The organism is Streptococcus sp. GMD4S (assembly GCF_000296955.1).
In genome coordinates this window covers 1-13,911 of sequence record NZ_AJRE01000056.1, presented here as the reverse complement: position 1 = coordinate 13,911, position 13,911 = coordinate 1, and the positions used below count along the sequence as shown (strand labels likewise).

The following is a 13,911-nucleotide window of genomic DNA, read 5'->3' as shown; positions in this document are numbered from 1 at the left end:
AATACGCAGGGTCTACAAGGTGAGATGCGAGTCTTGTCTGTGACGGATTTTGCTGAGGAACGGTTTAAAAAAGGGGCAGAGCTGGCTTTATTTGATGATAAAGACCAGTTTGTCCAAACAGTGACCATCGCAAGTCACCGTAAGCATAAGAACTTTGACATTATCAAATTCAAAGACATGTACCATATCAATGCGATTGAAAAGTACAAGGGCTATAGTCTCAAGGTCGCCGAGGAAGATTTGAACGATCTAGATGATGGAGAATTCTATTATCACGAGATTATCGGTTTGGATGTTTACGAGGGTGATAACTTGATAGGAACTATCAAGGAAATCCTACAACCGGGAGCCAACGATGTCTGGGTGGTAAAGCGAAAAGGTAAGCGAGATTTGCTTTTACCTTACATTCCGCCAGTAGTTCTCAATGTTGATATTCCAAACAAGCGGGTCGAAGTGGAAATCTTAGAAGGACTAGATGATGAAGATTGATATTTTAACCCTCTTTCCTGAGATGTTTTCTCCGCTGGAACACTCGATTGTTGGGAAGGCTCGAGAAAAAGGGCTCTTGGATATCCAGTATCATAATTTCAGAGAATATGCTGAAAAGGCCCGTCATGTTGACGATGAACCTTACGGAGGCGGTCAGGGGATGTTGCTAAGGGCTCAACCCATTTTCGATGCCTTTGATGCTATTGAAAAGAAAAATCCGCGCGTCATTCTCCTCGATCCAGCTGGAAAGCAGTTTGATCAGACTTATGCTGAGGATTTGGCTCAAGAGGAAGAACTAATCTTTATCTGCGGTCATTATGAAGGGTATGACGAGCGCATCAAGACCTTGGTAACTGATGAAATTTCCCTAGGAGACTATGTTTTGACTGGAGGAGAATTGGCGGCCATGACCATGATCGATGCGACTGTGCGATTGATACCGGAAGTGATTGGTAAGGAGTCTAGTCACCAGGATGATAGCTTTTCTTCGGGTCTTCTCGAATATCCTCAGTACACTCGCCCTTATAACTATCGAGGTATGGTCGTGCCAGATGTGCTCATGAGTGGGCACCATGAAAAGATTCGCCAGTGGCGGCTGTATGAGAGTCTAAAGAAAACCTACGAACGCAGACCTGACCTGCTAGAAAACTATAAACTGACAGCCGAAGAAGAAAAGATGCTGGCTGAAATCAAAGAAAACAAAGAATAAAGGAGAACCTTATGCAAGTAATCAAACGTAATGGAGAAATTGCTGAATTTGATCCAGATAAAATTTACCAAGCTGTTCTAAAAGCAGCCCAAACAGTTTATGTTTTGACTGATGACCTACGTCAAAACTTAGCTCAAGTTACTAAAAAAGTCGTTTTGGACTTGGAAGAAGCAAAAGTAGAACGTGCCACTATCAGCATGATCCAGTCAATGGTTGAGCACCGCTTGCTTGGAGCTGGCTACATTACAATCGCAGAACATTATATCTCTTATCGCTTGCAACGCGATTTGGAGAGAAGTGGTTATGGCGACCATATCGCTGTTCATCTTCATTTTGAACAAATTCGTTAAGAAAAAGAGTGGGATGCAAAGAACATCTCACTCTTTCTTAAATAGATTTTTCTGAGCTTTTTGTACGGTTGAGGGAACAAAACGAAGTCGTTTAATATCACTGATACGAATGATTCGGGTCACGTTTTTTGAAAAATTTTTGACGATAATTTGTTGGCGATTAGCATCGTGTTTAACAATATCACCCGTAAAACTTGTCTCAGCAAGTATGACATGAACAGCCGTCTTTCTTTGGATGGCTTGTTCAATCATAGCAGTGAGGGAGTTATCCTCGATTTGAGGATGATCATCATTCCCATTGAGAAAACCATGTAGTTTATCTAGAACTAGTTTGAATGTCTGTCTCATAGAATCCTCCCTTCTTATATATCCACATTATATAAAATTTTCCTAAAAACCACAAGATTTTTACGAATAGACTATAGAAAGCATATCACATAAAGGAGTTAAAATGGCAGAATTTACATTTGAAATCGAAGAACACTTGCTCACCTTGTCTGAAAATGACAAAGGATGGACAAAAGAACTAAATCGCGTTAGCTTTAATGGTGCCCCTGCAAAGTTTGACATTCGCGCTTGGAGCCCAGACCATACCAAAATGGGCAAAGGAATCACGCTTTCCAATGAAGAATTTCAGGTAATGGTCGATGCCTTTAAAGGGCAACAATAAAAAGAATCTTGAGTGCAACTCAAGATTCTTTTTTTAGGACACAATATAGTCACACAGAGAAGTTTTAGACAATTGAATAAAAGTCTCTCTATACTCTTCAGGTGGTGTTGGATCATCCTTACGAATCCAGACTTCAATGAAAGAGATTGCCATGGTCGTAATGATATAAGCGATGTCCTCTTTATTAAAATTATATTTCAGTTGGTAATTGACATTCTTTAGTACCCACTCTGAGTATGTTCCACGCAGAAATTCCTTCCAACATGGGTCGACTTGTGTGGTATACAAGGTGTTAACAATTTCCCTTTTTTCGTATATGAGAGGAAGTATATGGTCTGCTAAAAAGCTGATAGGATCTCCATCATTGCTAGGGCAGTACTTATTAAAGACGTTAAAAAAGTGCTGATTGGTCTCTTCGTGAATGTATTCGATAATATCTTCAAAGTTGTTAAAATGCTTTTGATAAATCGCTTGTCGTGAAATACCAGCTTCAGCAGCAATTTCAGTCATTGTAAAGGAACTACGCTGAGGATTTTTCTTAGCTAGTGTGATGAGAGCTCTAATGATTAGCTCACGAGTATTCTTTGCCATAGAATTACCTTTCTACTTATAATTATTTACAGTTATTTTTGAATGAAGAAAAATCAGAATGTTCAAGTTAATATAAACAATCAATGAACATTAAATTTTCTGAATCTTTTAGGTAGCTCTATTGTATCACAAATAATTTATAAAATATAGCTCAATCATTGAAAATGCGTTTTCTGAAAAGTATACAATTGCTAAGAATCCAAAATCAATGGAAGCTTATTTGGTTTGAATCAATTAGAATACTTTTCTACTTTGCATATCGTGAATAGCTGTAATTTGAAGAATAAAACGATTAATATTCATACCGGTATAAGAATAGTCAAGTAGCTAAATAGTGTACAGTTGATTCTTAGAAAGGAAATAGTCCAGAACAATTGTTCTGGACTATTCTTTTATCTTGAAAAATATGGAAGGCTGTTCAATCGTTCGAGTAGGGGACGACTAATGAAACTAATGGCAATAATCTTACCAAGATCAGGGAGGATAAAGGGAAGGACACCGACAGCTAGTGCCTTATCAAATGGCATCCCGGCAAGGAAGTGGAGGCTGAGAATACCTCCGACAAAGACGAGTGAATCGCCCAAGAGGTTGGCTAGGAAAATGCGAATGTAGCTACTTTTTTGATGGATGAGATAAGATGTAAGTCCAGCATAGACAAGGTCGAACCAAAGATAGCCTGCACTTGGGCCGACTAAAACGTGAAATCCAGCTCCTCCCCCTGCAAAAACAGGTAAACCAATGGCACCCAGCAAGAGATAGAGAGCTACAGATAGAACAGCTTCTCTGGGTCTAAAAACAGTAGCAATCAGACCGATCGCAAAGTTTTGCAGAGTGAAGGGGACAGGACCGATAGGGAGACTGATTTGTGCCAATACGGCGATGAGAGCAGCACCTATAGCAGGGATAGCATAGATATGAGCTTTTTTCAAAACTGTTAACCTCTTTTCAAAATTATAGTAACTATTATACTAATTCAGAAACAAAAGTCAACCTATTTTTGGAATCAAGGTAACAATTTTGTAACGGCCGATTTTGCAAGTAAAAAGAGACCTCAAGAGGTCTCTTGCGATAATTAGCGCATGGTCACAAATTCTTCTGAAGCGGTTGGGTGGATTGCTACTGTAGCATCAAAGTCCGCCTTGGTTGCTCCCATCTTAATAGCAACAGCGAATCCTTGAATCATCTCATCCACTCCGTAACCAAGTCCGTGTAGGCCAACAACTTTTTCGTCAGTACCTGCAGTGATGAGTTTGAAGCGAGATTCTTGACGATGGCTTGTAACGGCTGAGTACATTGATGCAAAGCTTGACTTGTAGACTTTGATGTTATCTTGGCCGTATTCTTTGATGGCTTGATCTTCAGTTAAACCGACTGTTCCGATTGCTGGGTGGGAGAAAACAACTGTAGGGATAGTCGTGTAGTCCATCTTGGCGTTTGTTTTCCCGTTGAAGAGGCGTTCAGATAGGGTACGTCCTGCCTTGATGGCTACTGGGGTCAGTTCTTTCTCACCAGTAACGTCTCCAAGAGCATAGATGCCATCTACAACTGTATTTTGGTATTCATCGACTTGGATAAATCCACGTTGGTTGAGTGTAACTCCAGCCTTTTCTAACTCCAGACCGTCTACATTTGGACGGCGACCGGTAGCCCAGATAACTTGGCTGGCAGTGTGACTAGAACCGTCTTCGAAATGAATGGTAATACCTTGCTCCGTTTCTTCGAGCTTGACGGGTACCTTATGTGTGTGCAAAGGTAGACCTGTTTTTTCCATTTCATTGACAAGACCTTCAACGATGTAGCTGTCAAAACCACGTAAAGGACGATCTCGGCGGACGAACAAATCAGTTTTTACACCGAGTGCATGGAGAACACCAGCTAGCTCAACCGCGATATAGCCTGCGCCTAGGATAGCAACGGATTCAGGAAGTTGCTCCCAAGCAAAGACATCGTCTGAGCTACCACCGAGTTCAGCTCCAGGAATAGTTGGAATGCTTGGTCGAGCACCAGTCGCAATCACGATATGCTTTGCACGAATCAATTCACCATTAACGCTGACTGTATGAGCATCAACGAAATGAGCACGACCTTCAATCAAATCAACACCGTTGCGCTTGAAACTTCCATCATAAGACGAGCGGGCACGATCGATGTAGGCTTCACGATTTTGACGAAGTTTAGCAAAATCAAATTGAACATCTGAACTTGTAAAACCGTAGTCAGGGCCGTAGTGGTGGAGGCTTTCAGCGATTTGCGCTCCATACCACATGATTTTCTTAGGAACACAGCCGACATTGACGCAGGTTCCACCTAATTTTTTCTCCTCGATAACAGCTGCTTTAGCCCCGTGTTCACCAGCTCGGTTCATAGTGGCGATACCGCCACTTCCTCCACCGATGGCGATGATATCATATTCTCTCATAGAAAACTCCTTATAGCTTTGATAGTCATATTCTATCGTTTTTATTTTTTGAATGCAAAAATCTGCTACGATAAAAAAATTATAAAAACGCTTGCCAAATTCAAAAAGATATTGTATTATATATCTAGCACAATAATCCAATAAACGAATACCGAATGAAATAATGATCCTGAATTGTCATTGTTTCCATCTGAACTGTCATTGTTTGGGCTTGGTGTTTCTGATATAATGGTTTTTGTAAGGCAAAAGAATAAAGGAGCTTAAAAATGAAAAGAAATAAGAAGGCAAAAAAATGGCAATTATACACAGCGATTGGTGTTGCCAGTGCTATTGTTATCGGTGCTGCGGGGATTTTGATTTTTAGACAACCTTCCCAGTCAGCAGTCAAGGAGGAAACCTCTCATATCGTTACTGCTAAGGAAGGTTCTGTTGCTTCATCGGTTCTCTTATCAGGTACGGTTACAGCAAAAAATGAACAATACGTTTATTTTGATGCTAGTAAGGGAGATTTAGATGAAATTCTCGTTTCAGTCGGGGACAAGGTCGAAGAAGGGCAAGCTTTGGTCAAATACAGCAGTGCAGATGCTCAAGCTGCCTATGATGCAGCTGATCGTGCAGTTGCAAAGGCAGACCGTCATATCGAGGAGTTAAACAAAGCTCGTGAGAATGCATCAGCTACACCAGCTTCTCCACAGGTTCCAATAGAAGCTGGACTCCCAGAACAAGCGCAAGCAGCGACTTCTTCAGTATCTTCTATTGATTCTCAAATCAGTGATGCCAAGGATAACCGTGCAGATGCTGTTGCTCAACTCAACAAGGCTCAAGCTCAGCTAGATGCTGCAACTGTCCTCAGTACACTAGAAGGGACTGTAGTTGAAGTTAATCGTAATGTTTCCAAATCGCCAACAGGTAATAGCCAAGTGGTAGTACATGTCGTAAGTAATGAAAACTTGCAAGTCAAAGGGGAGTTGTCTGAATACAACCTTGCTAACCTTTCTGTTGGGCAAGAAGTTACCTTTACTTCGAAGGTTTACCAAGATAAGAGCTGGACAGGAAAAATCAGCTATATTTCTGATTATCCTAAGAACAATGGAGAAGCAGCGAATGCAGCTCTTGGAGGAAATACTGGATCTAAGTACCCTTATACTGTTGATGTGACCAGCGATATCGGTGAGTTGAAACAAGGTTTCTCAGTCAGTGTTGAAGTCAAAAACAAAAGTAAAGCCATCCTTGTTCCTTTAACCAGTGTTGTTACCGAAAATGACAAAAACTATGTCTGGGTCGTTGACGACCAGAAAAAAGCGAAGAAGGTAGAAGTTACTTTGGGGAATGCGGACGCAGACAACCAAGAAATTACTTCAGGTGTGACAGACGGAGCCAAGGTCATCAGTAATCCAACATCTTCCTTGGAAGAAGGAAAAGAGGTGAAGGCTGATGAAAAAACTAATTAGTCTCAAAAATATCTGCAGGAGTTATCGAAATGGTGACCAAGAACTGCAGGTCCTTAAAAATATCAATCTAGAAGTTCATGAAGGTGACTTTGTTGCTATTATGGGACCTTCTGGTTCTGGTAAGTCTACCTTGATGAATACCATCGGAATGTTGGATACACCAACTAGTGGAGAGTACTATCTTGAAGGTCAAGAAGTGGCAGGTCTTGGAGAGAAACAACTGGCCAAGGTCCGCAACCAGCAAATCGGTTTTGTCTTTCAGCAGTTCTTTCTCTTGTCCAAGCTCAATGCACTTCAAAACGTCGAATTGCCCTTGATTTACGCGGGTGTTTCGGCTTCTAAACGTCGGAAATTGGCTGAGGAATTTCTGGAAAAGGTTGAGTTGACGGAGCGCAGTCATCATTTGCCTTCTGAGTTATCAGGTGGTCAAAAGCAACGTGTAGCAATTGCGCGTGCCTTGGTAAATAATCCCTCTATCATCCTAGCAGACGAACCCACAGGAGCCTTGGATACCAAGACAGGAAATCAAATTATGCAACTGTTGGTTGAGTTAAACAAGGAAGGGAAAACCATTATCATGGTCACGCACGAGCCTGAGATTGCTGCCTATGCCAAACGCCAAATTGTCATTCGTGATGGGGTCATCTCATCAGACAGTGCTCTGGTAGAAAAGGAGGAAAACTAGATGCAGAATCTGAAATTTGCCTTTTCATCCATCATGGCCCACAAGATGCGTTCCTTCCTCACCATGATTGGGATTATCATCGGAGTTTCATCTGTCGTCGTCATCATGGCACTGGGAGACTCCATGTCTCGTCAGGTCAATAAAAACATGACCAAATCACAGAAGGATATCCATGTCTTTTTCTCTCCTATCAAAAGCAAGGATGGTTCCTTTACGCAGAAACAATCCGCTTTGACAGTCAGCGGGAAAGAAGAGGATGTTCATGTTGAACCACCAAAACCACTAGAATCCTGGGTCAAGGAGGCTGCTAAACTTAAAGGAGTAGACAGCTACTATGTCACCAACTCGACCAACGTCACCCTATCTTATAAGGATAAGAAAGTTGAACGAGCGACTCTGACAGGCGGAAATAGCACCTACATGAACGCAGTTGAAAATGAAATCGTTGCGGGTAGAAGTCTAAGACCGCAAGACTACAAGGAATTTGCCAGTGTGATTTTGCTGGACGAAGAACTAGCCAAGAGTTTGTTTGATAGTCCAGAAGCTGCGGTTAATCAAATCATCTCTGTTAATGAATTTAGTTACCGTGTGATTGGTGTTTATACTAGTAATGAAGCTAAAACTGCTAAAGCCTTTGGGATTGGTGGTCTTCCAATTACGACCAATATTTCTCTCGCAGCCAATTTTAATACTGATGAAATCTCGAACATCGTCTTTCGTGTCAATGATACTAGTCTAACGCAGACCTTGGGACCAGAGTTGGCTCGAAAATTGACTGAGATTGCTGGTCTTCAGCAAGGGGAGTACCAAGTTGCGGATGCAACTGCCGCCTTCCAAGAGGTACAACAACTATTTGGTTTTATGACAACGATCATCAGTGCCATCGCAGGAATCTCTCTCTTTGTCGGGGGAACTGGTGTCATGAATATCATGCTGGTCTCGGTGACAGAACGCACGCGGGAGATTGGTCTACGAAAAGCTCTCGGAGCTACTCGGGCTAATATCTTGGTACAGTTTTTGATTGAATCCATGATCTTAACTTTGCTAGGTGGTGTCATCGGTCTTGGGATTGCTGCTGGAATGACCATGTTAGCTGGAGTATTGCTTCAAAACATGATTGCAGGTATCGAAGTTGGGGTTTCCCTCCCAATCGCTCTCTTTAGCTTGGCTGTGTCAGCCAGCGTTGGGATGATTTTTGGAGTCTTGCCAGCCAATAAAGCGTCTAAGCTTGATCCAATCGAAGCACTTCGTTATGAATAAGATATAGAACAGAAAAAAACAAGATGGACATTTATCTGTCTTGTTTTTGTATGGATTTTCCTATCGAAAATCACTAAAAATATGATATAATGAAGTGTTAGAAAATCAGGTTTCATTTGCCTGGAAAGGAAAAATTATGTCTGAAAAGAATTTTTATATTACAACACCGATTTACTATCCATCTGGTAAACTTCATATCGGTTCTGCCTACACAACCATCGCTTGTGATGTCCTAGCTCGCTACAAACGCCTTATGGGCTTCGATGTCTTTTATCTGACAGGTCTTGACGAGCATGGTCAGAAAATCCAGCAAAAAGCGGAAGAAGCTGGCATCACACCACAAGCCTATGTTGACGGCATGGCAGTTGGTGTCAAAGAACTCTGGAAATTACTAGATATCTCATACGATAAATTTATCCGTACAACTGATGACTATCATGAAAAAGTAGTGGCTCAGGTCTTTGAACGCTTGCTTGCTCAAGATGATATCTACTTGGGTGAATACTCTGGTTGGTATTCAGTTTCAGATGAGGAATTCTTTACAGAAAGTCAGCTTGCGGAAGTTTTCCGTGATGAAGCTGGAAATGTGACAGGCGGTATTGCTCCATCAGGTCACGAAGTGGAATGGGTTTCTGAAGAGTCTTACTTCCTTCGCCTCAGCAAATACCAAGACCGCTTGGTCGAATTTTTCAAATCACATCCTGACTTCATCACTCCAGATGGTCGCCTTAATGAAATGTTGCGTAACTTCATTGAGCCAGGCTTGGAAGACTTAGCAGTATCTCGTACAACCTTTACCTGGGGTGTACCAGTCCCATCAAATCCGAAACACGTTGTCTACGTTTGGATCGATGCCCTTCTTAACTATGCGACAGCTCTTGGTTACGGTCAAGATGAACATGGCAACTTTGACAAGTTCTGGAACGGAACAGTCTTCCATATGGTTGGAAAAGACATCCTTCGTTTCCACTCCATCTATTGGCCAATCCTTCTTATGATGTTGGATGTTAAATTACCTGACCGTTTGATTGCTCATGGTTGGTTTGTCATGAAAGACGGCAAGATGTCTAAGTCTAAAGGGAATGTCGTTTATCCTGAAATGTTAGTAGAACGCTATGGCCTCGATCCACTTCGTTACTACCTCATGCGTAGCCTTCCAGTCGGTTCAGACGGAACCTTCACTCCAGAGGACTATGTAGGGCGTATCAACTATGAATTAGCGAATGACCTCGGAAACCTCCTCAACCGTACGGTTTCAATGATTAACAAGTACTTTGATGGTCAAATCCCTGCCTATGTAGAAGGTGTAACAGACTTTGACAATGAACTTGCTCAAGTGGCAGAACAATCAATCGCTGACTACAATACCTACATGGAAGCAGTTGACTATCCACGTGCACTTGAAGCAGTCTGGATCCTCATCTCACGTACTAATAAATACATCGATGAGACAGCTCCATGGGTACTGGCTAAGGACGAAGCGCACCGTGACCAATTGGCAAGTGTGATGAGCCACTTGGCAGCTAGCCTTCGTGTCGTAGCTCACTTGATTGAGCCATTTATGATGGAAACCAGTCGTGCAGTCTTGATACAACTTGGTCTAGCAGAAGTTTCTAGCCTTGAAAACTTGAGCCTAGCTGATTTCCCTGCAGGTGTAACAGTAGTTGCCAAAGGAACACCAATCTTCCCACGTCTCGAAATGGAAGAAGAAATCGCCTATATCAAGGAACAAATGGAAGGCAACAAGCCAGCCGTTGAGAAAGAATGGAATCCAGATGAAGTCGAACTCAAACTAAACAAGGAAGAAATCAAGTTTGAAGACTTCGATAAGGTTGAAATACGTGTCGCAGAAGTCAAAGAAGTGTCTAAAGTGGAAGGTTCTGATAAGTTGCTTCAATTCCGCTTAGATGCTGGAGATGGTGAAGATCGTCAAATCCTTTCTGGTATTGCGAAATACTATCCAAACGAACAAGAATTGGTCGGCAAGAAAGTACAAATCGTTGCCAACCTCAAACCACGTAAAATGATGAAAAAATATGTCAGCCAAGGGATGATTCTCTCAGCTGAACATGATGGTAAATTAACCCTTCTCACAGTTGATCCAGCTGTACCAAACGGAAGTGTGATTGGCTAATAGCAAAAAACCAACGTTATACACGTTGGTTTTTCTTGTTATGTGCGAGATTTTCTAAGAAGTGGTCCATCTCCTTTTGCGACCGGAGAACAATTACTTTATCTGGATAGGTTTCTTGAATCCGTTGATAACGTTCTTTGGCATTCTTTGTCCGCCCATCCCAGAGAATCCATCGGATAAATTCCCAGTCAAAGCGTTCAGGACAGCCTGCTGCCATACTTTCTCTGACTTTACCTCGGTATGTGAGATACCGTTTAAAGGCTCGAAAGAGACAAGTCCATGGGGAAAAGTTGAGAAAGATGATTTGGTCAGCTTCCAGCATTCTTTCTTCATAGCAACACCAAGAGTAGTTGCCGTCGATGACCCAAGCTTCGTGCTTTGTGAGAAAGTTCTTCATCTCGGTCAACATCCATTCGCGGTCACTGTCTTGCCAACCAGGTTGAAATTGAAGTGTATCCATATGCAGTTTGGGGATAGAGTAGTAGTTTGATAATTTTTCAGCTAGGGTTGACTTGCCAGCTCCAGAATATCCGATGATTGTTATTTTCATTTTCTACCTTTTCTGATTAGAGGACAAAAAAACAGCCTCTATGGACTGTTTCTTATTTAGCAAGTTTAGCTGAAAGACGAGCTTTATCGCGGCTTGCTTTGTTTTTATGAATCAAACCTTTAGTTTCTGCTTTGTCGATAGCTGAGCTAGCAGCACGGAAAAGTTCTTCAGAAGGGTTTGCTTCGAAAGCTTTGATAGCAGTACGCATAGCTGATTTTTGAGCTGAGTTTTTTTCGTTTTGTTTAACGTTCAATTCAGCGCGTTTGATAGCTGATTTAATGTTTGCCAATGTTCTTACCTCCATATTTACTAACTATACTATTATATCTGAAAACTTATGTTTTGACAAGGGGAAATTATTTTTTTAGGTAAATTTCATCGATTTCATGGTTTTTAGTCTTGTGGAGAATAACCTCAGCACGATTCCTTGTCGGTTCGATATAGTTTTGTAGATTTGTGAGATTAATGCTGGTCCAAACCTGGTGAGCAAAGGCTTCAACTTCTCCAATCGGCATTTGCGTAAAGCGGTGGTAGTAGCTGTTGGGATCATTTTGGGCAAAGCTGAGCAGCTTTAAGAAACGATCCAGATACCAGCTTTCAATGTCCTCGACAGCAGCATCCACATAGATGGAGAAATCAAAGAAATCAGTAATGTAAAGGCGCTCATTTTGAGGGTTTTGAAAGACATTGATGCCTTCGACAATGACAAAATCAGCAGCTTTGACACGTTGTTTCTCTCCAGGAACGATGTCATACACTTCATGAGAATAGACAGGAATATCGACATCTTGCCCATTCTTTAGGCGGTCAAGAAAATTCAGCAAGGTTTCCATATCATAACTTTCAGGAAAACCTTTGCGATTTAAGATATCTTGGTCAATCAAGGTTTGATTGGGATAGAGAAAACCGTCAGTTGTCACCAATTCTACAGTAGCATCCGGGAGAGTACGTGATAAAAGAATCTGAAGTAAGCGACTAGTAGTTGATTTTCCCACAGCAACACTACCAGAAACCCCAATGATAAAAGGCTGAGATTTACTTTCGCGTTGGAGAAAAATTCCTTTTGAAAAGGCCAAATCATCCTTGGTGCGCTTGTAAATATGGATAAGATGAACTAGGGGAAGATAGACATCTGTTACGTCCTGTAGACTAATCTGGTCATTGAAACTCTTGATGGATTCTAACTCTTCCTCTGTCAAGGGAGGGGTTGTTTTGCGATGCAATGATTGCCAAGTCTGGCGACTGATTTTTTCAAAATGTAAAAATTCGTTGGTCATTTGTTTTCCCCTAGATATTTTGTTTATCATACCATAAAAAGCTAAAAAGATAAAGCGGTTTCTTGATGGTAGTAAGTCAATATCGTATAATAGAGGTAGATGGAGGTTGAATAATTTAATGATGAGATAGGGAATGGTTTCTGAAGACTTATCAGTTATTAAAAGTGAGCTTTTGGGTTCGCAACTTATAGGAGGTGTGTCATGAAAATATTAAAAAGTTATATATTGGAACTCTGTTTTATTCTCAGTTTTTCCTTACCTTTTATAAAAGGAGCGAATGCGGATAATGGTAGACGCTTTGTGGAAATCTATTACGGTTTTACTTTTTTGATGGAACATGCCATTGTAACAGTTGTCTTTATCTGTTCGCTCTTGATTGCTTGGCTACTAAAAAAACGGTGGATGAAATGGCTTGCTGCTGGTAGTTATCTATTTTTGATTTTGTGGATTGCTACAGAAGGATATCTATTCCGTATGTCACTAGAAGATTTGATACGACTTTGGACAAGTTTGGAAATCTTGACACAAACTTATCAGTTGGGTTTTTATCTAAACATCATATTGGGAATCTTGTTGATAATAAAGTATTTTAAGGTTAAGAAATAGTAATAAAAATGCGCCCGATTGCAGACGAACTGTTTTTTCCTGACTATGATAATTTGTAGTTCCCGATAGATTGTAATGTATTTCTAATAATTGAAAGAGATTGAAGAAAAGGTTTTTTGACTAGGATTCTTCAGTCTTTTTCATTTGATCATCACTTTGTAAACGATTTACAATTCAAGCCAAATTATGGTAAAATAGTTTTATGAGTAAAATGTATTATGCAGAAAATCCTGATGCTGCTCACGACATTCATGAGTTGAGAGTGGAGTTGTTGGGAGAAAACATGACCTTTTTGACGGATGCGGGTGTTTTCAGCAAGAAAATGGTTGACTTTGGGAGTCAGCTCTTGCTTAAGTGCCTAGAGGTCAATGAAGGAGAGAAGGTCCTTGATGTGGGTTGTGGTTATGGGCCATTGGGTTTGTCGTTAGCCAAGGCTTATGGAGCTCAGGTAACCATGGTCGATATCAATAATCGTGCCTTGGACCTAGCGCGACAAAATGCTGAACGTAATAAAGTAGAAGCAACGATTTTCCAATCCAATATCTATGAACAAGTTGAAGGGAAGTTTGACCATGTTATTTCCAATCCGCCGATTCGAGCGGGCAAACAGGTTGTTCATGAGATTATCGAAAAGAGCAGAGATTTCTTGAAAGACGGAGGAGATTTAACCATCGTCATTCAGAAAAAACAAGGGGCTCCAAGTGCTAGAAATAAGATGGA

17 protein-coding genes are annotated in these 13,911 nt (G+C 41.1%); 10 read left to right on the top strand and 7 right to left on the bottom strand.

Going from position 1 to position 13,911, the window contains the following annotated elements:
* The 3 genes from rimM to GMD4S_RS05480 form a co-directional block, all read left to right on the top strand.
* Positions 1-489: ribosome maturation factor RimM (gene rimM, locus GMD4S_RS05490; RefSeq protein WP_000295322.1), on the top strand; the 489-nt coding region annotated here is incomplete at its 5' end.
* On the top strand, positions 479-1,198 hold the full coding sequence (gene trmD / locus GMD4S_RS05485) for a tRNA (guanosine(37)-N1)-methyltransferase TrmD (RefSeq protein WP_008289256.1): 720 nt from the start codon (positions 479-481) through the stop codon (positions 1,196-1,198). The genes rimM and trmD, both read left to right, overlap by 11 nt.
* Positions 1,199-1,209: 11 nt before the next feature.
* Complete coding sequence (locus GMD4S_RS05480) at positions 1,210-1,548, top strand: ATP cone domain-containing protein (protein WP_001196045.1); 339 nt, start codon at positions 1,210-1,212, stop codon at positions 1,546-1,548.
* A gap of 27 nt (positions 1,549-1,575) precedes the next feature.
* Here the strand turns inward: GMD4S_RS05480 and GMD4S_RS05475 are convergent, their stop codons facing one another.
* A complete protein-coding gene (locus GMD4S_RS05475) occupies positions 1,576-1,896 on the bottom strand; it encodes a hypothetical protein (RefSeq protein WP_001250031.1) in 321 nt (106 codons plus the stop codon).
* Positions 1,897-1,999: 103 nt separating this feature from the next.
* Between GMD4S_RS05475 and GMD4S_RS05470 the strand changes: the two genes are divergently transcribed.
* Complete coding sequence (locus GMD4S_RS05470; protein ID WP_000807417.1) at positions 2,000-2,218, top strand: YdbC family protein; 219 nt, start codon at positions 2,000-2,002, stop codon at positions 2,216-2,218.
* Positions 2,219-2,251: 33 nt separating this feature from the next.
* Here GMD4S_RS05470 and GMD4S_RS05465 read toward each other — a convergent pair whose 3' ends face one another.
* The 3 genes from GMD4S_RS05465 to gor all read right to left on the bottom strand — a co-directional run bounded on the left by GMD4S_RS05465 (position 2,252) and on the right by gor (position 5,228).
* Positions 2,252-2,809: a TetR/AcrR family transcriptional regulator gene (locus GMD4S_RS05465; RefSeq protein ID WP_001107630.1), complete on the bottom strand. Its 558-nt coding sequence runs from the start codon at positions 2,807-2,809 to the stop codon at positions 2,252-2,254.
* Positions 2,810-3,201: 392 nt separating this feature from the next.
* The gene (locus GMD4S_RS05460; RefSeq protein ID WP_000709012.1) at positions 3,202-3,738 is read right to left on the bottom strand and encodes a biotin transporter BioY; all 537 of its coding nucleotides are present in this window, start codon (positions 3,736-3,738) and stop codon (positions 3,202-3,204) included.
* 143 nt (positions 3,739-3,881) lie between these two features.
* Complete coding sequence (gor, locus tag GMD4S_RS05455; protein WP_001209564.1) at positions 3,882-5,228, bottom strand: glutathione-disulfide reductase; 1,347 nt, start codon at positions 5,226-5,228, stop codon at positions 3,882-3,884.
* Positions 5,229-5,494: 266 nt separating this feature from the next.
* Between gor and GMD4S_RS05450 the strand changes: the two genes are divergently transcribed.
* The 4 genes from GMD4S_RS05450 to metG all read left to right on the top strand — a co-directional run bounded on the left by GMD4S_RS05450 (position 5,495) and on the right by metG (position 10,758).
* A complete protein-coding gene (locus tag GMD4S_RS05450) occupies positions 5,495-6,679 on the top strand; it encodes an efflux RND transporter periplasmic adaptor subunit (protein ID WP_000827875.1) in 1,185 nt (394 codons plus the stop codon).
* Positions 6,663-7,364: an ABC transporter ATP-binding protein gene (locus tag GMD4S_RS05445; RefSeq protein WP_000733786.1), complete on the top strand. Its 702-nt coding sequence runs from the start codon at positions 6,663-6,665 to the stop codon at positions 7,362-7,364. The genes GMD4S_RS05450 and GMD4S_RS05445 overlap by 17 nt, the downstream gene beginning before the upstream one ends.
* Complete coding sequence (locus GMD4S_RS05440) at positions 7,365-8,624, top strand: ABC transporter permease (RefSeq protein WP_001180392.1); 1,260 nt, start codon at positions 7,365-7,367, stop codon at positions 8,622-8,624.
* A 136-nt stretch (positions 8,625-8,760) separates the two neighbouring features.
* Positions 8,761-10,758, top strand: a complete 1,998-nt coding sequence (metG, locus tag GMD4S_RS05435) for a methionine--tRNA ligase (protein WP_001291343.1) — start codon at positions 8,761-8,763, stop codon at positions 10,756-10,758.
* Positions 10,759-10,774: 16 nt separating this feature from the next.
* On the opposite strand, the gene GMD4S_RS05430 is transcribed toward metG, so the two are convergent.
* From GMD4S_RS05430 to coaA, 3 genes are all read right to left on the bottom strand, one after another.
* Entirely contained in the window at positions 10,775-11,308 is a 534-nt protein-coding gene (locus GMD4S_RS05430; protein WP_000704757.1) for a DNA topology modulation protein, read from the bottom strand.
* Between the two features lie 52 nt (positions 11,309-11,360).
* Positions 11,361-11,597: a 30S ribosomal protein S20 gene (gene rpsT, locus GMD4S_RS05425; RefSeq protein WP_001274000.1), complete on the bottom strand. Its 237-nt coding sequence runs from the start codon at positions 11,595-11,597 to the stop codon at positions 11,361-11,363.
* 67 nt (positions 11,598-11,664) lie between these two features.
* A complete protein-coding gene (gene coaA / locus GMD4S_RS05420) occupies positions 11,665-12,585 on the bottom strand; it encodes a type I pantothenate kinase (RefSeq protein WP_000180520.1) in 921 nt (306 codons plus the stop codon).
* A gap of 201 nt (positions 12,586-12,786) precedes the next feature.
* On the opposite strand from coaA, the gene GMD4S_RS05415 reads away from it, so the two are divergent.
* Positions 12,787-13,191, top strand: a complete 405-nt coding sequence (locus tag GMD4S_RS05415) for a hypothetical protein (RefSeq protein WP_000698119.1) — start codon at positions 12,787-12,789, stop codon at positions 13,189-13,191.
* Between the two features lie 202 nt (positions 13,192-13,393).
* On the top strand, positions 13,394-13,911 hold a 518-nt coding region (locus GMD4S_RS05410; protein WP_081502114.1), incomplete at its 3' end, for a methyltransferase.